Genomic DNA, 19058 nt, shown 5'->3' on the forward strand with positions numbered 1-19058 from the left:
ATCTTGAACTTGATCTATATGTACTTACCAAGAGCAGCCACAGCACAAGCTATCTAAAATTACACTCATTCACCGTCTTTTAATCTAAATTAACAATGCAATTTGAATTGTAGCTTACATTTACAAACAATAAAATAAATGAGAATTATTTACATTATCCTTAATCTTATGAATATCCCACCTCGACCATTTAAGCTTACCGTAATCGCCTGCGCGATTTGTTATGCGAACCTCTCTCATGCTCAGGACTCAGAGGTACAATCTTTACAGACGATTCAAGTTAAAGCATCAAATGCTGAGCAGTCTTCTGAACAAACCAAAGCATATAATGTTAAAAATTCGAGTAGCGCAACCAAGCTTAATATTGAGGCTAAAGAAACTCCTCAAACCATTAACGTCGTTACTCGTCAGCAAATTGAAGATTTCGGACTTACCAGTACCCGAGATATTTTAAGTAATACACCAGGTGTAACTGTAACCGGATTAGAAACCAACCGAACAACTTATACGGCTCGTGGTTTTGATATTTCAAATATTTTGGTTGATGGAATCGGTATCCCTCAAGTTGACAGCTATAATTATAACAATAGTGATGCAGACAGTTATTTCTATGATCGTGTTGAAATTGTCAAAGGTGCTGATGCCTTAACAAATGCTCTGGGAGATCCTGGCGCTACAATTAACTATATCCGTAAACGTCCCACTAAAGAATTCCAAGCAAATGCTGGGGTGAGCTATGGTTCATGGGATACACAACGTTATGAAGCGGATATCTCTGGTTCTCTTACACAAGATGGACGAGTACGAGGACGTCTTGTAGGTTATGAGAAAGTAGGAGATTCTTATCTAGACCGCTATTCAGAAGAAAAAAATGGATTTCAAGGAATTTTAGAAGCTGATATTACAGACACTACGAATGTTTCAGCAGGATATTCGAAAACTCGTCAATACGCTAATGGTTCTCAATGGGGTGCTCTACCCTTGGTTAACTCCAAAGGTGAACCATTAAGTTATTCTCGTAACTATAATTATGCACCGTCATGGACATACTACGATTGGGAAATAGATAATTACTTTGCCAATATTGAACAAAAATTATGGGGAGACTGGAAGTTAAGATTAGGCTATAACCTTAAGAAATCAGATGTTAAAGATAAAATGCTTTATCTCAGTGGCTCTCCTTCTGCTACTGACAATACATCTGGTATTTCGCTCTATCCAGAGATTTATAATCAAAAATTTAAAGAAACTACTGCTAATGCAGACATCCAAGGTACTTTTAATTTATTAGGGCAGCAACACGAAGCAAATATTGGTTATAACTGGTCAAAATATAGTGCTCAAAGTGTTTATTCGTATGGCAGTAGTTTAGGTGTTATTACCACAGACTTACCAAGCTGGACACCTGATGAACCGACTTGGGGAGACTTTACCTATGCAGACCCAGAAGAAAGAACCATGAAGTCCGTTTACGGTGCGACCCGTCTTCATTTAGGTGAGGATCTTAAATTTATCTTAGGTGCCAACTACACTGAAATCGATACTTTAGAATATAAAAAGAATAAAGTTTCTCCATATGCAGGTATTACATATAACTTTACTCCTGAATATACAGGTTATATGAGTTACACCTCTATTTTTAGACCACAAACTGTTATTGATCTTTCTACTAAACAAACAGCTGTACCAGTAGAGGGTGAAAGTTATGAATTAGGTGTAAAAAGCGCGTGGTTAGATGGAGCTTTAACAGGAAATATCGCAATCTTTAGAACAGATGAAGATAATTTTGCACTAAACCCATTATGGGATCCGCTTTATAACAAATACTCATCTCCAATCGGAACAATTAGATCGCAAGGTGTTGAGGTCGGATTAACTGGAAAATTAACTGATAACTTAGATTTGGTTTTTGGTTTTTCAACATTTAGTCTAAAAAATATGGAAACGGGTGAAAGAGGCAGACCTAATATCCCGACTCAAACACTTAATGTTTTAGCTTCTTATACTGTTCCACAGATTCCAAAATTAAAAGTTGGTGCAAGCATTAAATGGCAAGATGATATACATGACACCTCTTACTCAACTGTAAAACAGGATGCGTATGCATTGCTTAACGTTATGGCCAGTTATGATTTAAACGAACATGTACTGTTCCAAATAAATGGAAACAATCTAACAAATGAAAAATATTTGACAGGTTTATCTGGTGGCCAAGGTTACTACGGCGCTCCAGCCAACTATACAGTTGCTGTAAAGTTTAAATATTAATACCGTAGCCAATCCCAATTTAGGGATTGGCTTTACTTATTATTCTTTGTTTATGTGCCAATAAAGATGTCCAAAACTGTAAATCTCCCTGTGTCATATCGTATAAAAGTTTTCTATCGATTCTTGCTAGTTTTCGGTATGGGCTTTGCCTGCATGGCGTGTTTAAGTCTTGGACTCACTGGAATTTTCCTTTTGAATCTGGACAAAGCTGAGGCTATCTATCTCTCAGCATTTATAGCGATTTTATTTTACCTAGTCTTTGTGATTGTTGGGTTCTGCATTCAATCATTAGTACGACTGACCATTCTATCAATCGCACTATTTGCCCTTTTCTTTATTGTGACACGGACGGTGGGTTATGCATAAAGGTATACGTCAATCTATGGCATGGCTACACTCATGGACTGGCTTAATTTTTGGATGGCTCGTGTTTGCCATTTTCTTAATGGGTAGCCTATCTTATTACCGCCACGAAATTAATTTATGGATGCAGCCTGCACTTGCGCAATATGAAGTAAAGCAAGATATTGCTATTAAAACAGCATATCAATATTTACAAGAAAACGCTCCAGATGCCAAATCTTGGTATTTAACAGTTGCTACACCAGAAAGTCCCGTCAACACTATGTATTGGGAAAAAGCTGACGGCGGTTATGGCAATGCCACACTTGATGCTAATACGGGAAAAGAACTTCAACTTTCGGCAACTCTAGGCGGCGATTTTTTTTACCGTTTCCATTACCAACTTTTTGGCATTCCAATAATAGTTGGGCGATTAGTCGTGTGTCTTGCAGCATTTATTATGCTGATTGCTTTGGTTTCAGGCATTATTACCCATAAAAAAATATTCACTGACTTTTTTACTTTACGTACATTTAAGTCTCAGCGTTCATGGCTAGACTTTCATAATATTTCTTCAGTCGTTGCTCTGCCCTTCTTTTTAACTATTACATTTACGGGCTTAGCTATTTTCTTTTATTTATATTTGCCTTGGGGAATGCAAAAGCTTTACCCTGAAAACCCTTATCAATATTTTACCGAAATCCGCACAAAGACTGTACTTGAGAATCAATCGATTCAGCCTGCTCAAAACTTAGCTATTGAGAAGCTGTTGAGCCAAGTTCAACAAAGTTGGGGCAACCAACCTTTATCAACAATGAGTGTAAAAAATCCAAATACCAATCAAGCTCAAATTACATTTATTCAAAAAGAAGACCGCACTATTACTCGAAATCAGCCTCAAATTACCTTAAATGCTTCAACTGGCAAAGTCTTGGCAGATACACGTAATAATAGTCCTATTGCAACGTTAAATGCGGGTGTTTATGGCCTGCACATGGCAACATTTGCTCAGCCTTTACTTCGCTTAGGATTCTTTTTCTCAGGCATTTTAGGCTGTGTAATGATTGCCTCTGGTTTATTACTTTGGAGTCTTAAACGCCAAATTCAAAATAAAAGTAGTCAGTTTCATTTCGGGCACTACTTAGTTGACCGTTTAAATGTTGCAGCGTTTGTAGGGTTGCCGTGTGCAACTGTCGCCTACTTAAGCGCTAATCGATTATTTACAGTTACTTCAACCACAACCAATTATGAAATTTATAGCTTTTTCTTGGTTTGGCTAATCAGCTTAATCATTGCATTAATCACTAAAAAGCAGCATTTGTGGCGAACTCAACTTAGCGTTTTTATTATGCTGTGTCTTGCACTTCCAATCTTAAATCTAATTTATTTACTTAAACATGAGTATGCTCAAAGCCTCAGTGATTATTGGATCTTTGCACGTGTAGATGTATTTTTGTGGCTATTTTCAGCTTTAGCCATTTTTATATTTTGCAAAATTCAACCTATCCAGCATAAAGCTGTCGCAAAAATTCAAAAAAAGCTGAATAAATTAAATACTGAGGTGAGCTCATGATTCTTATAGCTTTCATCTTAATTTTATTAGGTATGTATTTGTTGTTTATGGCGAGCGAAAAATATCGATCACCGAAATCAACAGGTCATTTCAAATCATTAGCTCAAAAATATTACCGGCACTTTAAAATAGCTGCATTCATGCTATTTGGTTTATGTGCATTTATTCTTATTCAACAATATAAATTTTCAATTGGTTTTGTCAGTTGGTGGATCTTTGCAACGCCATTAACTTTTATTCTTATACTTTTAATTAACCCACTAAAGTCATCAAAATAATCATTTTCTTTAAAAAATGATGAAAAATAGTACAAGCTAAGCAAAATTTTCGTTGCTTAGCTTTTTTTTGCATAAGTAAATCATTATTCATGACAACTGTTTATCTCTAAAAGGAATAAGATATCTGCGTTTCGTGATAAGTGGCGATAAAGATGTCTGGTGCTTTTGAATTTATCTTAGCGGGTATGTTAGTTGGTTTCTGTGTAGGGATTACAGGAGTTGGTGGTGGATCATTAATGACACCAATTTTAATTAGCCTTTTTAGAATTGAACCTCATATCGCAATTGGTACCGATTTACTTTATGCTGCAATCTCAAAATTTTGTGGATCAATGGTTCACGCTAGAAAACTCAATATTGTCTGGCCAATTGTTTTATGGTTAGCAGTAGGTAGTATTCCTGCATCTTTCGGTACTTCATGGGTACTTGAGCATTATTTAAGCCAGTCAACACACTATAAAGCTGTACTCACCATGGTGTTAGGTTTTATGCTGACCTTAACTGGTGTTTCCATCATTTTCCGTACGCGTATTGAGAAATTCTTTAATAAATTCAGAACTAAAGAAGTCACTCAAACTGAAAATGAGCAATTGGCAATCCATAAAAAACGTAGCTTTATCGTGATTATGGGCATCATTTTAGGTGTATTCGTAACTCTTTCATCAGTTGGTGCGGGTGCATTTGGGATCATGGCACTTGTGATTATGTTCCCGAACTTGCCAATGATCCGAATTATCGGGTCGGATGTTGTACATGCGGTATTACTTACCCTAGTGGCTGGCCTTGGACACATGAGTGCTGGTAACGTCGACTTTACCCTTCTGATGTGGTTATTGGTGGGTTCAATTCCAGCAATTATTATTGGAACATTAATTAGCTCTCGTATGCCTGAACGTTTAATCCGAAAAATTCTAGGGATTACCCTATTTGCCCTCGGTGTTAACTTTATGGTTCATCCAGTCAAAGCAAAACCGAAAGCACCTGTGGTACAACAACAAGCAGTAGTTGCCGAAAAAACAGGCAACTCGACTGAAAGATAGTAAAATCAATAGGATTTTTCCAATCTGAAATACCATGAGATGTAGTATTTTCATAATTATTTCATGGTATATTCAGTACACAAAACAACCTTTAGTATGATCGAACCAGTGACAGCAATGACTACACATTCAAATTCCGTTTCAAAGCCAGATATCGACGACGTTAATATTAAAAGCATTCAAACTCTTGTAACACCAAATGAGCTTAAGTCAGAACTTCCTTTATCTGATGTTGCTTCGCAAACTGTTCTAAAAGGCCGCGAAACTATTCGTAATATTTTAGATGGTTCAGATAAACGTTTGTTTGTTGTTATTGGTCCTTGCTCTATTCACGACCCAAAAGCTGCTCACGAATATGCTGATCGCTTAAAAGCGCTAAGCGAAAAGGTTAAAGATACTCTATATCTAGTTATGCGTGTTTATTTTGAAAAACCACGTACAACAATTGGTTGGAAAGGCCTAATCAATGACCCTGATATGAATGACTCATTTAATATCGAAAAAGGTTTACGTATTGGCCGTAAACTCTTGCTTGAGTTAAATGAAAAAGGTTTGCCATGTGCAACTGAAGCACTCGACCCTAACTCTCCACAGTACTACCAAGACTTAATTTCATGGTCTGCAATTGGCGCACGTACAACCGAGAGCCAAACTCACCGTGAAATGTCTTCTGGCTTATCTTCACCAGTTGGTTTTAAAAATGGTACAGATGGTGGTTTAACTGTTGCAACCAATGCGATGCAATCTGTTAAATATGGTCATAGTTTCTTGGGTCTAAACGAAGACGGCCAAGTTTCAATTATTAATACAAATGGTAACCCTTATGCACACGTTGTATTACGTGGTGGTAACGGTAAACCGAACTATGATGCAGGCTCGGTTGCAGAAGCAGAAAATGCTTTAGCAAAAGCTAAAGTGAGCAACAAAATCATGATTGATGCGAGCCATGCTAACTCAAATAAAGACCCGTACTTACAACCACTTGTTCTTAAAAATATTACTGAACAAATTTTAGATGGTAATAAGTCAATCGTAGGTATTATGGTTGAGAGTCATCTAAAAGGTGGACGCCAAGATATTCCAGATAATCTTTGTGATTTAGAATATGGTAAATCAGTAACTGATGGTTGTATCGATTGGGAAACTACTGAAAAGACGTTGCTTGAAATGCATGAAGCTTTAAAAGATGTTTTACCAAACCGCTAATTCATCTTTTTAAGATTGAAAATTAAGCCCTCATTTTTTGAGGGCTTTTTTATTTTTGGATGAAACTCAAAATTAAACTAAATAAAAATAACTCAAAACAAAAGCAAAAAGCAGCACGGTTTCACTAAGCTCAATCGCTGCCCCGACTGTATCACCTGTAATACCATCTATCCTTTTTACAAATAAATGTCTTAAATAAACCAGACTGATTAAAAAGCCAATAATGGCGATGAGCCCTTGCCATTCCCAATATAAAGCCAATAACAAAACTACCGCAGCTATTATCCATGAAGTAGTTTTGGGTAAATGGTCTGTCAAAGAACGGCCTAGGCCTTTTTCACGGACATATGGTGTAGTTAAGAATAAAATAGATGGCACCACACGCCCAAAGATAGGAACAAAGAATAAAAATAACGTTTGATGCTGTTCAATCAACACATAAATCAGTGCAAATTTGAGTAAACAAATAATGACTAGACTGAGTACGCCAATTGGGCCACAACTTGGATCCTTCATGATTTGTAAAGTACGTAGTTTGTCCCCAAAACCGCCTACCCACGCATCTGCAGTATCTGCTAGCCCATCTAAATGTAATCCGCCTGTCAGCCAAATCCATAAAGTCATTATGATGGCAGCAAGCAAAAGAACGGGTAATTTAGCTAAAAGACATGAGATAAGAAAAAGAATACCGCCAATAATCAGCCCGACCAGAGGATAAAACAAAATAGCTCGACCATTTTGTTGCGCCGTTGGTATTGTCTTTAGCTCAATAGGCAGAACAGTTAAAAATTGCAATGCTATCCAAAAAGGTGTCATATCCAAGTCTCTAACTGATCTATATCTAAAAACAAATTGAATTATGAAGAAATAAAAATGGGAATAGCAATCCCTATTCCCATTAAAGACTTCAAAAACTGAAAATCTATTGCATTTGATAGCACTGTTTCAATTTCATGTAATCGTAGTAAAAACTGGTTGGTGTGTAACGTGCATAATCACATGCAGATTTAAATAAAGTTTCCTTTTCGTTATAAAGCATTTTTACCAAAGTAGAGCCTTGGCTATTTTGATAAATATCCCACTGTACATTTGCCGCCATAGGTGAAACTACTTCACCACGCCATGTACTTGTTGAATAGTTATAAGTCTGACGTAGTGGTAACGGCTGCATCATATTATACAAATCTAGGCTGGTTGCCAAAGGAATAATAATTTCAGCATGGGCAAAACGTAAAACGGCTTTGTAAGGTTGGGCTTTATTCACCACAGCATCAACTTGTTGGAACAGCTCCTGTTTGAGTCCTTGAACAATTTTACTTGTGACCTGATTTGACTCTGTGAAACTTGGACCTTTTTCATAAAAATCATTCGCATCATTAAATTCAGCATAAAATTTTGCAGCATCTAACGGCATATATTTATCAAAATCAATACCTTTCAACTCATCTTTCATACCACCAGAAATTGAATAGAGCTCATAAATATAAGCTGCTGCATCTACTGCACTAGCAATCGTATTTTTGCCCTTACCTTTTTCTGTAATTTGCTCACCTTTAGGTGAAGTGACTGTAAAAGATCCAGTGTTGCTAAAACTATAACCTTTTGTACCAAGTTTCTTAATAAAGTCTGCTTTAAAAATCGGGCTGAGCACTGTTTGAGCTGTTTTTTCAGCCTCAGTATTTTTTGATAACTCATCTAACTTTTGTGCTAAATCTTTATTATTTTCTTCAAAATCTTGATAGGCCTGACTAGCATCATAAATTTTTTGTTGGCTAGCACTCAGGGGTTGAGCTAAGTCTTCGTCTGCATTCAAACTATGAAAATAGAGTTTGAAACGATCTACGCCGCCATCTTCAACACTCGCCACGCTCTCACTTGATAAATTGGTATAAGACAATGGAAAAATTTTATCTTTCAGTTGCGGTCGTTGTTTGATGAGTTCAGCAGTGAAGAATTTTGCACTATCTACCGCACGATCCACTCCAGAACTTTGTACCAATATAGATGCTTGCGAATTTAAAAGAGTTGGTAAGCGTTGTAATAAACGATCTGCAATGCCACGGTGTTCTAAGATACCAGTCATGGTTTCGTTTCCATAACCGTACTGGCGGATCCCTTCCACGCCATAACCTAATAAGATATTTGCCTTCATCATGGCTTCTAAATCAGCACCTAATTGCTCACCTAAAGGTGTTAAGGCATTTTCTGATTTTGCCTGTTTCCATAAATTATAAAGTGCCAAATCATATTTCAGACTTGAGAGGCCTCTTGAACCGTGACGCGCCACTAGCTCTGTAAAAACTGGCTGGAATCCATTCGGTGCTTGTTCATAGTTTTTTATTTCTTGTTGAGGTTGGTAAGGCGTTTTCGTTTGATAATATTTTGATGGGTTTGTGGATGGTACAGTTTGAGCTTCTTGATCATCATTATCGTTACAAGCTACGAGTAATAGTGATGCGGCGAGCATAGTTGTTTTAAATAAAATATTCATAAGTCAGATGAGTGATTAATAAGAAATGCCAATAGCTTAATTTTTAGCAATGACAGTTCTATTACATTAACTTAAATATCTTTATAAAAATAATAACTTACAAGTGTATAAAAATATAAAACTACTATCTTAATATAAAAGTTAATTGACCATCTGCTTCAGAAAATTCAAGAGAATATAATTTCCCAAGTTCTGCTGGCATTTTAAGTAAATCGTCTAAAGGCTGTTGTCTGGCTAAGCAAGCCAATAGCTTAATTACACCGCCATGAGTTATAACCAGTGCATGCTCTAAGTTTTGTTTTTGCATATGCTCCAGCAAATCCTGAAAACCTTTAAGCACCCTTGTTTGAAACTGGTTTAATGTTTCTGCGCGAGGTGGACAATATTGACTCGGTTTTTGCCAAAAATTTGCAAGTAATTCGGGTGAGGTTTCATAAATTTGCTGAGCTGAGACGCCTTCCCAATCACCAAAATACATTTCTTTTAAGTCATGGTTTAAAAGTAAAGGTAGCTGAGTTGTCTTTGCAAGTTTCTCAGCAAAACAAGCACAACGTTTTAATGTTGAACTTATAATGACATCCCATGACTGATTTGTAACTTGCTCAATGGTTGACTGCATTTGCTGCCAACCTTTTGCCGTTAACTCATCATCCAAATGTCCACGTAAAGTATGGCTATACTGACTTTCGCCATGTCTGAGCAAATCAATTCTGAATTTACCCAATTTTATCCCCGCTTACAGCAGCTTGAGCAAATGTAGCCATCTGGTTGTGTAATACACATGCCATTTTAACTAATGCCAAAGCAGCGCCAGCCCCACTACCTTCACCTAAACGCAAATTCATTTTTAAAATCGGCTCAGCATTGAGTTCTTGTAAAATACGTCGGTGTCCATATTCTGCCGATTGATGGCCAAAAAGCATCCAGTCACGCACGTTAGAATTCATTCGTACTGCGCATAAAGCAGCGACCGAACTAATAAAACCATCGACAATGATAGGTAAACCTACCTGCGCACAGCGAATGTAAGCACCGATAATTGCTGCAATTTCCAAACCACCTACAGCACATAGTGTTTTGAATACATCACCAACAACATGTTTATGGTGAAGTTCAATTGCCTTTTCAATTACTTCAATTTTATGTCTTAACTGATCGGCACCAATTCCTGTACCAACTCCAGTTAATTGTTCGGCAGTATCATTTAATAAAAGACATGCTAAGGCAGAAGCAGAACAGGTATTTCCTATCCCCATTTCACCCGCAATATAAATATCTGCACCTTTAGATTTGGCCGTGTCTACACTGTTTTTACCTAACTCTAAAGCAGCACGACATTCATCTGCATTCATTGCCGCTTGTTTGGCAAAATTTGCTGTCCCAGCACGAATACAATGACGTTCAAAGCCTGCGTATTCGTACGCTTCACCTACGGTTCCGCAATCAATCACTTGCAAATGAGCTTGATGATATTTGGCGATGACACTAATTGCTGCCCCGCCAGTTGTGAAGTTTTGCAGCATTTGACGAGTTACGGCTTGAGGGTATGCAGAGATATTTTCTTCAACCACGCCATGATCGCCCGCAAAAATCGTAATCCAGGGATGACTAACTTGTGGATGTGCATTTGACTGTAAACTGGCAAGTTTAACGGCTATCAGTTCTAAATCACCTAAGGCACCAGTAGGTTTTGTGAGTTGGAGTTGATGTTGCTCTGCTTGTTGTTTTGCGTCCAAATTTGGTTGCTGTACAGACTCTAACCACCAGTTCATTTTATTTCTCACCTTTTAAAATCATTGGAAAACCCGCCACACAAAACACAACCTTATCTGCAATTTGCCCTAGAGCTTGATGTAGTCTGCCTGCTTCATCTACAAACTGGCGGCTTATCTCACCGAGTGGCACAACGCCTAAACCCGTTTCATTACTTACTAAAATAACTTCTGACTCAAGCGTAGGTAAAACTTTTAACAGCTGCTCACACTCAAGTTGTTGAACACTTTGATCATCTAAAAGTAACAAATTGGTTAGCCAAAGCGTTAAACAATCCACCAAAATAATTTGATTAGGGCGATCAATTTTTTGTAGAGCATTTGCTAAATACAATGGTTCTTCAACCAAAGACCAGTGAGCAGGACGCTGATTTTGATGGTGTTCAATTCTACTTTGCATTTCTAGGTCAAGCGCTTGCGCCGTAGCAACATAAGTCACAGCTAATTGCGTATTTATTGCCGTTTGTTCAGCCAGTCGACTTTTACCAGAACGGGCTCCACCTAAAATCAGTTGCAACATGAATCACCTAAAAACAAATGCTGAGATGGATATAACTTACCTTGTAAAGTTTGAGCTTGATAATAACCAAACGTTAAATGCTCGACTTTAAGATCAAATTCAGCGTGTTTGTATTGTACAGGTAATTCAGAAATTTTTCGTAAAATCAAATCACTACTATAGTCTTTTTTATACAACCCCAATGTAATGTGCGGGCAATACTCTAAAGCAGCTATTTCATTAGAAACTAAACCTAGCTTTTGGCGTATTAGAGGTAAGGTATTTTTGATATCTTGGATTTCTACAAATAAAGCACTACTAAAACTATCGACTAAACCAATTCTTAAATGAAACGGAGCAAAATCTTCTTTTCTTAAGATTTCTCTTTGCTGCTCAAATTCACCAAAACTAAAGTCATCACTATAAATTTTAGTTTCATGAGTTAAGAATCCACATATAAATAATGTGACATGATATTGACGGCTATTGGGTTCTAATAAGAATTCTGAAAAATGCGCACGCAATTGATCTAGATAATGAACTAATTTCCGATCATTAATTTCTAGATACCATAAAGCGTAATTTTGACGCCCAAGGTGCCACTCAGGATAATCACGTATAGATGTTGGCACCATGAACCTCGAGGGTTTTATCAGCACAGCTTTAATTCAAAATCATTCAATTTTTGTATTAAAGCATGTTTGCCTTTCAGTTGTAGAGCATTAATTACTTAAAAGAATTTAGGCATGTTGAGCACTCGCATTTTTTGAATTGGTAATTTTCATGTTTAAAGGCTGTTTGCTTTGTTCAGAAAATAAATATTGAACTAATTGTGTTAACTCAACTTCAAGTTGCCCTTTTTGAGCGGCACTCATATCCAGTTTTTGAACTTGGTCGTGTAAATGTTTAATTGCATCAGTCTCTTGAATTTCTAAAAATTGAATCGCATAGGCATAACCTAGCGCAGCACCTTTTAAAAGGTTTTTATAAGGTAAATCATGAGCGATATTCACCCCAATTGATGCAATTACTCTTTCATTATGAGTTAATTTGCGAAGTGGATCTCTTGCCACTCTTTGACAAGGATCTTTAAAAGCATATTCACATGAGTCTAGAAAGCTTTGTGCCATCCGGTCCAAATCCTTCGCATAATTAGGTAATACAATTGCAAGCCCTTGTTTTACGTCTGTAATTAAGTTTTCTGCAAATGCTTTAACTGACTGATCTCCCATGGCAACACCAATAGAATCATGACCTAGTAAAGATGCATACCAAGCAAGCATGGCATGTACGCCGTTCCATAGACGATTTTTGATTAATTGAGTGTCTGTAATCTGATTAACCAAGACAACTTGACGCAACTTTTCGAGTAAAGGGCTGCCTTTTTCTACATAAATTGGCATATCCATTTCGCTATGAAACAGAATTAAGTCCATGCTTTGTAATATATGGCCTGGCTGGAAATTACGGCGCATGTTATCAACATATAAAGATGCCTGGTTTTGCTGGTCTTGAGTCAGTTTATTACAGTCTTCAATTTCGATTTGTTCTTCGTGTTCAACATCTTCTAAATGCTGTTCAAGAAAATTATGCTTAATACGAAGTTGGCGATACAAATTCTGATTAGATAATTTTGAAACCATGCGATTTACAACGGTATCGCAAAAGTAATGTTCTTTTAAAATATGCTCCGTCACATCTTCATCGTTGGTCAATTCTAATAGAGCTTCTCTAAGATGCTTCATAACTAAATATTTCGCGCCGACTTTATTTAAAATAATTAGAAAAGTTAACGGTTCAATACATATTTCAAGTGATGAGTTAAAACGTGCATATAGCCCTTTTGCAATTATTTTTGCCTCAACTTCGATGGCCTGTTCGGGTAAACAAAGTGCAATTAAACTTGAATGGGTATACATCTCCAACATTTGTTGTTCATTTTCAGAATCAACAATGGTCATATTCTCAATACGTTCATCATAAGAAAATTGCCCATAGCGAATGCTATATGTTCCAAATGCATTTACGGCTTCGCGAAAAAGACTATTTCGCGTTGATGCAATAATACGTTTTGGTTTTGTATATCCATCCCAATGTGACAAGATTTGCGCTATGTAACCACCGCCAATAGCACCGAAACCATGTATTCCAACTGTTAATTGGTTGAGACTTTGTGGAAAAGGTTCCTGCATTTCCGGCATGTCCATAACAGGGATAAATTGATCGAGATCGGTTAAAAAGTCATACATCTGATCATAATAAAAATGTGCTTTTTCCAGCATTTCATCATTTGGTTCTTTAATATCTTTTAATAAAATCGTTAAACCTTTTGCAGTGTGGGCTGAAGTTAAACCATTTTCAGAATCTTCAAACATAAGACACTGGTTGGCATCCAAGTGAAGTTGACTAGCAGTTTTTAAAAAGATTTCTGGATGCGGCTTGCCTTGCTCTACTTCATCACCACAGGTAATCACATCAAAAAATTTATAAACATTCGCATTAATTAAATATTCTTCTGCAATTGCCCTACGGCTTGAAGTCGCAACAGCCATTCTCAAACCAGATTTTCGTAAACGTTCTAAAACTTGAACTAAACCCTTTTTGATAGGTACGCCGTGTTTTCGAATATATTCGAGTTCCATCTCATCAGCTTTTTTTCGAATTTCTTTATATGGAACATTTACGCCATATAGACGTTGCGCCAATTGCTCAGCAGTAGTTGCACTTAAACCTAAACATTGCATTAAATATTCGTGTGAAAACTCCTGTCCAATGAGTTCTTGAGATGCTTGTTGCAATGTTTGAAACCGCAATCTCTCAGTATCAAACATTGTCCCATCCATATCGAAGATAGCTCCGTGAACAGGTTTTCCATGAAAAATAAGCACGTTTTTACCTCTTTTTTTGATCATGTTTTATTCAGGGTATACAAAAAAATGGCTAAAAAGGCAGGATGTTAATAAATGAAACATTAGTGGTTATTTTTTAATCAAAAATATAATCGATCTGTTACTGAGTCAAGTTAAACATCCAAAAGAGTTGAAATATATAAATAATTATGAAATCAACTTTAACTACAAAAGCAGCAGGCCATCCTCGCCTGCTGCTTTTGGTTAGTTCTTTTTGTTGCGCTGATAATGTTTATTTTTCTTTGTTCCATTTACCGCTAGTTGAACCTGCCTATTTTTATAATATCCTGCAGGCGCTCACATACCAGAAATCAACTCATATTTTTCAACACCATTGTTATTGGAGTCTCTGGTATAACTTTAAATCGCCTAAAACTTAGCATTACAGTAGTAGACGTTAATCTTAATTACTAGAACGTTTCTCAACTTTCAATATAGATAATGATAATCATTATCAATTATAAATTCAAGCTTTTTCTTTATCATTTTTGCTCATCCCATTTTTGAAAAATGAGATGTCCATAGCACTTGATACCTCTCTTAATACAATATCACCTAAAAATAATGATTAGTTCTTAGCAAATTTCTCTAAGTCTTTTATTAATCAAGCACATCAACAAATTGAGCATTTAAGAGTTGTGCTAGATCTTTCGGGTTTAAGCCAATATCTAGTCCCCGTTTTCCTCCACTCACATAAATTTTGCTGAACTCTTGTGCAGATGCATCAATAACGGTTTTTAAGCGTTTCTTTTGACCTAAAGGACTAATCCCTCCGACCAAATATCCTGTTAAACGTTCAGCGTCTTTAGGATTAGCCATCTGCAATTTTTTACAGCCAAACGCCATAGCCACTTTTTTTAAATTTAATTGGTGATTAACTGGCAATACTGCAACAAAAAAATTCTTATCATCACTCACCATTAAAGTTTTGAATACTTCCCTTACATCTAAATTTAGTTTTTCTGCTGCCTCTAATCCAAAACTTTTAGCATTTGAATCATGTTCATATTCATGAATAGAAAATTCAATTTTATTACTTTTTAACAGTCTATATGCAGGAGTCATAATAGGTTGTGTTATGGATGAAATTATTTCGATTATAGTTTTTTTAGAAAATTTTTAAAATTCGCTTAGGCTATTTACAAGAATTACATAAAAAATCAAACAGCAACTGAATAAAAAATAATCTCAACTTGATATTCATGGCTCGACTCCATATATTTTATTTAGATTTAAGTCTGAGCTGACAATTTTATGAGTTATAAACACAACAATCTGATGGCTATGCGTCACCGTTTTTGGGATGAATCTTCAGATTATGTCTTAAATGAAAAGCAGTTTTTACAGCAGACGTTAATTGAACAAGGCATCTTTAATAACGCAACACTTGAGGATGTTAAGTATTTTTTCTATACCTTACCCAGCATTATTATTGTAAAAGCTCATGCACTTGGTTTTATGCATGATTCAGTCAAACAAATGTTATTACAGCATATTCAGTCCAATCGCCTTCACTTAATGCAGAAGTCTGAATTAAAGATCCAATTTAAAATGTAATTTAAGTTTTTGTGAAAGATCTGTTTTTACCCTAGTTTTACTCACCTGAACGCTGTAAATTTCTTAAATTTTAAAATTGCTTAGGCTATTTTAAAGTTAATGAAATAAAGATAGCCATTTCGACTGATCATTCAGTCTGAGAGAACTATTTTAATACGCTCAAAACATGTAATATTCGTTACAATTTTAGATCACCAGCGTTTGGCTGCATGATGCGCATAGGATTCTATTTTCATGTCAAATCAGAAAGATAAGCTTAAGAGTTTAAAAACTTCTTCCATGGATCGACGCTTATCAATCGCGAAAGCTTCTTTACTTGCAGGAACACGTTGGGCAACTGCAAGTGCCTCTTCTTTATTTTCTAATGAGGAAGAAAAAGAAAAGAAACGCAAAAAAGCGATGAGCGAGCAAGCTAATTATCTGGTTTCTGAAATAGGTAAACTTAAGGGTTCTATTGTTAAGATTGGACAAATGATGGCCCTTTATGGTGAACATTTTTTACCTGAAGAAATTACACAAGCATTAAACACCTTAAATAACCAGACAGTTGCTTTAGATTGGCCTGCAATTAAGCCGCACCTTCAAGAGCAATTGGGCGCTAAATTAAATGATTTAACAATTGATCATGAGCCAATTGGTACGGCTTCTCTCGCACAAGTACACCGTGCAACGCGTAAATCAGATGGTTTAGAGTTAGTTTTAAAGATTCAATATCCGGGCGTTGCAAATGCTATTGACTCCGATATGAGCTTGTTTAAAAACATGCTTAAACTGACGCGTATGGTTCCACAAACCCGTGAATTTGATCAGTGGTTTGATGAAGTACGTGAAATGATGCATCGTGAAGTTGACTATGATGTTGAAGCTGCCACTACTCGTCGCTTTGGTGAACGCTTAAAAGATGATGAGCGCTATATTGTTCCTACAATTGTAGATGAATATTGCACAAATCAAGTGCTCTGCATGACTTTTGAACGTGGTGTGCCAATTAATAGCCCTGTGATGTTGTCATTACCTCAGGAACGTCGTAATCAACTCGGTGAAGCGTCATTAGAGATTGCGGTTCGTGAAATTTTTGAATGGGGTGAAATGCAAACTGACCCTAACTTTGGTAATTACCTTGTTCGTTTAGGTAATGGCCAAGACATTCAAGACAAAATTGTATTATTAGATTTTGGTGCTATTCGCCAGTTTGATGAACACTTGCTATCAGTTGCCCGTCAACTCATTCAGGCAGGTTATGAACATAATAAAGATGCAATGGTCAAAGCCATGACTGGTTACGAGTTCTTTGATGCGATGCCTGAAAGTATTAAACCAGGTATGGCTGATGTCTTTTTACTTGCAACAGAAGCATTCAGTACTCCTGCAAATAACCCAGATATGCCCGCTGGTCTTATGGATGAACACGAACGTTATGACTGGAAGAAAAGCCAGCTTCATAGCCGTGTCATGCAACAAGCTAGTAAATCAATGGCTTCACGTTATTTTTCAGTTCCGCCAAAAGAGTTTATGTTTATTAGCCGTAAATTCATTGGAGCCTACACATTTATGACGGTTATTGATGCAAAAACCAATGTGCGACGTATGATTCGTAACTTTGCTTGATTTAATGAATGACTAGAATGATTCCATGTCATTCTAGTCAATCCTTCTCGGCTCCCCAACATTGCAATTATTTTAAATAAATAAAATCAAAAACTTATAGTTTTCTTATTTTCTATTTACCATTTATCTACTCATTTTTCGAATGTCAGTAACGACATAGTTTTTTAATATAAGGCGTGTCAGCATAAAACAATAACAATGTGTTAGGACACCATAATCATGACAAGTATGATCAATAAAGCTCAGGGTTTGGGTTTATCGCTGATCACCAGATTGGCTGGAAGCGATGTACTTGATCAACTCAAGTTGCGTAAATTTGTTGAAAAATCTCTTTATCAAGGTTCAAAAGCTGGCTTTAGAGCATTAACGCAGACTCAAAAAGCATTTAAGCCCAAGCAAATCTCTCAACAACGTTTACCTCGCCAACAAAAAAATTTATTTGATTTAAGTTTAACCGAAGAACAACAAATGACTTCTGAAGCAATGTCTCAATTTGCTCAAGAGGTTTTATTGGGGTTAGCTCATGATGCCGATCAGGAAGCTCAGTTTCCTGAAAGTCTTTGGCAATATGTTGAAGATTTAGGACTTAACTATTATGCACTTCCAGAAGCACTCGGTGGAGTAGCGGCTGAACAAAATATTGTTAGTAACTTATTAATTGCTGAAAAACTAGCTGAAGGTGATTTTAGTCTTACAGCAGGATTACTCAGTACATTTAGCGTTATTAATGCAATCACACGTTGGGGTTCTGCTGAAGTTCAGTCGATGTACCTACCATGTTTTGCAGAAGACTCAGACATTACCGCAACTTTTGCTGTTCAAGAAACAACTCCAGCATTTAATTCTTATGCTTTAAAAACAAAAGCATCACTTGAAAATGATAAGTTTTTTATTGATGGTGAAAAAACATTAGTCATTTTAGGCGATTTAGCTGATGTATTTTTAGTAAGTGCAGACTTTAACGGTAAACCAGATGTATTTGTCGTGCAGTGTAATGAAACAATTTCAATAAAAAACACTCCGGCCATGGGCCTTAAAGCAACAGAAACAGCAACTCTTCGCTTTAATCACACTCCTGCTCTACGTTTAGGTGCAACAGATTTTGATTACACTGCTTTTTTAGATTTGGGCAACTTAATGTGGTGTGCAATGGCTGTGGGTACATGTGAAGCTGTAAAAGCTTACTGTATTAAATATGCCAATGAACGAACTGCATTCGGTGAACCTATTTCACATCGTCAAAGTGTCGCTTTCATGATTGCAGATATGGCAATTGAAATTGATGCAATGCGTATGTTGATTTTAAATGCAGCAAGCCTTGCAGAGTCAGGCAAGCCATTTCACCGCGAAGCTTACTTAGCTCATCTACTTTGTGCTGAAAAATCCATGAAAATTGGTACAGACGGTGTGCAAATTCTTGGTGGACATGGTTTCACAAAAGAACATCCCGTTGAACGTTGGTACCGAGATTTACGGGCTACTGCAATTTTACAATCTGGCTTACATGCTTAAAAG

At 36.6% G+C, this 19058-nt stretch carries 18 protein-coding genes; 9 read left to right on the top strand and 9 right to left on the bottom strand.

Translation table 11 applies throughout. From position 1 onward, the window contains the following. Positions 1-168 precede the first annotated feature (168 nt). The 4 genes from KIP84_RS09250 (at position 169) to KIP84_RS09265 (ending at position 4461) form a co-directional block, all read left to right on the top strand. Positions 169-2268 (top strand): TonB-dependent siderophore receptor, encoded by a 2100-nt coding sequence (locus KIP84_RS09250; RefSeq protein WP_213689803.1) that lies wholly within the window; start codon positions 169-171, stop codon positions 2266-2268. Positions 2269-2334: 66 nt separating this feature from the next. Next, positions 2335-2634 carry a hypothetical protein gene (locus KIP84_RS09255; RefSeq protein WP_068566255.1) on the top strand — a complete coding sequence of 100 codons (300 nt, stop codon included), beginning with the start codon at positions 2335-2337 and terminating at the stop codon, positions 2632-2634. Next, positions 2627-4183, top strand: a complete 1557-nt coding sequence (locus tag KIP84_RS09260) for a PepSY-associated TM helix domain-containing protein (RefSeq protein WP_213689804.1) — start codon at positions 2627-2629, stop codon at positions 4181-4183. The genes KIP84_RS09255 and KIP84_RS09260 overlap by 8 nt, the downstream gene beginning before the upstream one ends. Next, positions 4180-4461 carry a hypothetical protein gene (locus tag KIP84_RS09265; RefSeq protein ID WP_017482232.1) on the top strand — a complete coding sequence of 94 codons (282 nt, stop codon included), beginning with the start codon at positions 4180-4182 and terminating at the stop codon, positions 4459-4461. Before KIP84_RS09260 ends, KIP84_RS09265 begins: the two co-directional genes overlap by 4 nt. On the opposite strand, the gene KIP84_RS09270 is transcribed toward KIP84_RS09265, so the two are convergent. Further along, on the bottom strand, positions 4436-4552 hold the full coding sequence (locus tag KIP84_RS09270; RefSeq protein ID WP_002122212.1) for a hypothetical protein: 117 nt from the start codon (positions 4550-4552) through the stop codon (positions 4436-4438). The two genes, KIP84_RS09265 and KIP84_RS09270, sit on opposite strands and share 26 nt — an antisense overlap. A gap of 61 nt (positions 4553-4613) precedes the next feature. On the opposite strand from KIP84_RS09270, the gene KIP84_RS09275 reads away from it, so the two are divergent. Then, positions 4614-5501, top strand: coding sequence for a sulfite exporter TauE/SafE family protein (locus tag KIP84_RS09275; RefSeq protein ID WP_032052162.1), 888 nt, complete (start codon positions 4614-4616; stop codon positions 5499-5501). Positions 5502-5597: 96 nt separating this feature from the next. Next, positions 5598-6707, top strand: coding sequence for a 3-deoxy-7-phosphoheptulonate synthase (locus KIP84_RS09280; protein ID WP_017482234.1), 1110 nt, complete (start codon positions 5598-5600; stop codon positions 6705-6707). 72 nt (positions 6708-6779) lie between these two features. On the opposite strand, the gene KIP84_RS09285 is transcribed toward KIP84_RS09280, so the two are convergent. The 8 genes from KIP84_RS09285 to ybaK form a co-directional block, all read right to left on the bottom strand. After that, positions 6780-7523 carry an adenosylcobinamide-GDP ribazoletransferase gene (locus KIP84_RS09285; RefSeq protein ID WP_213689805.1) on the bottom strand — a complete coding sequence of 248 codons (744 nt, stop codon included), beginning with the start codon at positions 7521-7523 and terminating at the stop codon, positions 6780-6782. A gap of 106 nt (positions 7524-7629) precedes the next feature. Further along, a complete protein-coding gene (locus KIP84_RS09290) occupies positions 7630-9198 on the bottom strand; it encodes a histidine-type phosphatase (RefSeq protein ID WP_213688332.1) in 1569 nt (522 codons plus the stop codon). Between the two features lie 124 nt (positions 9199-9322). Next, the gene (locus KIP84_RS09295; protein ID WP_213688333.1) at positions 9323-9922 is read right to left on the bottom strand and encodes a histidine phosphatase family protein; all 600 of its coding nucleotides are present in this window, start codon (positions 9920-9922) and stop codon (positions 9323-9325) included. Next, a complete protein-coding gene (gene cobT, locus KIP84_RS09300) occupies positions 9915-10970 on the bottom strand; it encodes a nicotinate-nucleotide--dimethylbenzimidazole phosphoribosyltransferase (RefSeq protein ID WP_213688334.1) in 1056 nt (351 codons plus the stop codon). The genes KIP84_RS09295 and cobT overlap by 8 nt, the downstream gene beginning before the upstream one ends. Before the next feature lies 1 nt (position 10971). Further along, positions 10972-11490, bottom strand: a complete 519-nt coding sequence (cobU, locus tag KIP84_RS09305) for a bifunctional adenosylcobinamide kinase/adenosylcobinamide-phosphate guanylyltransferase (protein ID WP_213688335.1) — start codon at positions 11488-11490, stop codon at positions 10972-10974. Continuing rightward, positions 11478-12104: a 2'-5' RNA ligase family protein gene (locus tag KIP84_RS09310; protein WP_213688336.1), complete on the bottom strand. Its 627-nt coding sequence runs from the start codon at positions 12102-12104 to the stop codon at positions 11478-11480. The genes cobU and KIP84_RS09310 overlap by 13 nt, the downstream gene beginning before the upstream one ends. A gap of 105 nt (positions 12105-12209) precedes the next feature. Next, on the bottom strand, positions 12210-14357 hold the full coding sequence (locus KIP84_RS09315) for an HAD family hydrolase (RefSeq protein WP_213688337.1): 2148 nt from the start codon (positions 14355-14357) through the stop codon (positions 12210-12212). Between the two features lie 621 nt (positions 14358-14978). After that, the gene (gene ybaK, locus KIP84_RS09320) at positions 14979-15443 is read right to left on the bottom strand and encodes a Cys-tRNA(Pro) deacylase (RefSeq protein ID WP_213688338.1); all 465 of its coding nucleotides are present in this window, start codon (positions 15441-15443) and stop codon (positions 14979-14981) included. A gap of 189 nt (positions 15444-15632) precedes the next feature. On the opposite strand from ybaK, the gene KIP84_RS09325 reads away from it, so the two are divergent. The 3 genes from KIP84_RS09325 to KIP84_RS09335 all read left to right on the top strand — a co-directional run bounded on the left by KIP84_RS09325 (position 15633) and on the right by KIP84_RS09335 (position 19055). Then, positions 15633-15935 carry a hypothetical protein gene (locus KIP84_RS09325; protein WP_005076193.1) on the top strand — a complete coding sequence of 101 codons (303 nt, stop codon included), beginning with the start codon at positions 15633-15635 and terminating at the stop codon, positions 15933-15935. A gap of 234 nt (positions 15936-16169) precedes the next feature. Continuing rightward, positions 16170-17543 carry an AarF/ABC1/UbiB kinase family protein gene (locus tag KIP84_RS09330; protein ID WP_213688339.1) on the top strand — a complete coding sequence of 458 codons (1374 nt, stop codon included), beginning with the start codon at positions 16170-16172 and terminating at the stop codon, positions 17541-17543. Between the two features lie 228 nt (positions 17544-17771). Continuing rightward, positions 17772-19055, top strand: coding sequence for an acyl-CoA dehydrogenase family protein (locus tag KIP84_RS09335; RefSeq protein WP_213689833.1), 1284 nt, complete (start codon positions 17772-17774; stop codon positions 19053-19055). Positions 19056-19058: the final 3 nt, after the last annotated feature.

This window comes from Acinetobacter sp. BHS4 (genome assembly GCF_018454425.1).
In the GTDB taxonomy this organism is placed as follows: Bacteria; Pseudomonadota; Gammaproteobacteria; order Pseudomonadales; family Moraxellaceae; genus Acinetobacter; species Acinetobacter pittii.

Coding starts and splice junctions, on each gene's coding strand:
- KIP84_RS09275 (WP_032052162.1), top strand. CDS start 4,614: ATGTCTGGTGCTTTTGAATTTATCTTAGCGGGTATGTTAGTTGGTTTC.
- cobT (WP_213688334.1), bottom strand. CDS start 10,970: ATGAACTGGTGGTTAGAGTCTGTACAGCAACCAAATTTGGACGCAAAA.
- ybaK (WP_213688338.1), bottom strand. CDS start 15,443: ATGACTCCTGCATATAGACTGTTAAAAAGTAATAAAATTGAATTTTCT.
- KIP84_RS09260 (WP_213689804.1), top strand. CDS start 2,627: ATGCATAAAGGTATACGTCAATCTATGGCATGGCTACACTCATGGACT.
- KIP84_RS09335 (WP_213689833.1), top strand. CDS start 17,772: ATGATCAATAAAGCTCAGGGTTTGGGTTTATCGCTGATCACCAGATTG.
- KIP84_RS09265 (WP_017482232.1), top strand. CDS start 4,180: ATGATTCTTATAGCTTTCATCTTAATTTTATTAGGTATGTATTTGTTG.
- KIP84_RS09255 (WP_068566255.1), top strand. CDS start 2,335: ATGTCCAAAACTGTAAATCTCCCTGTGTCATATCGTATAAAAGTTTTC.
- KIP84_RS09310 (WP_213688336.1), bottom strand. CDS start 12,104: ATGGTGCCAACATCTATACGTGATTATCCTGAGTGGCACCTTGGGCGT.
- KIP84_RS09330 (WP_213688339.1), top strand. CDS start 16,170: ATGTCAAATCAGAAAGATAAGCTTAAGAGTTTAAAAACTTCTTCCATG.
- KIP84_RS09290 (WP_213688332.1), bottom strand. CDS start 9,198: ATGAATATTTTATTTAAAACAACTATGCTCGCCGCATCACTATTACTC.
- KIP84_RS09280 (WP_017482234.1), top strand. CDS start 5,598: ATGATCGAACCAGTGACAGCAATGACTACACATTCAAATTCCGTTTCA.
- cobU (WP_213688335.1), bottom strand. CDS start 11,490: ATGTTGCAACTGATTTTAGGTGGAGCCCGTTCTGGTAAAAGTCGACTG.
- KIP84_RS09285 (WP_213689805.1), bottom strand. CDS start 7,523: ATGACACCTTTTTGGATAGCATTGCAATTTTTAACTGTTCTGCCTATT.
- KIP84_RS09250 (WP_213689803.1), top strand. CDS start 169: ATGAATATCCCACCTCGACCATTTAAGCTTACCGTAATCGCCTGCGCG.
- KIP84_RS09325 (WP_005076193.1), top strand. CDS start 15,633: ATGAGTTATAAACACAACAATCTGATGGCTATGCGTCACCGTTTTTGG.
- KIP84_RS09270 (WP_002122212.1), bottom strand. CDS start 4,552: ATGAATAATGATTTACTTATGCAAAAAAAAGCTAAGCAACGAAAATTT.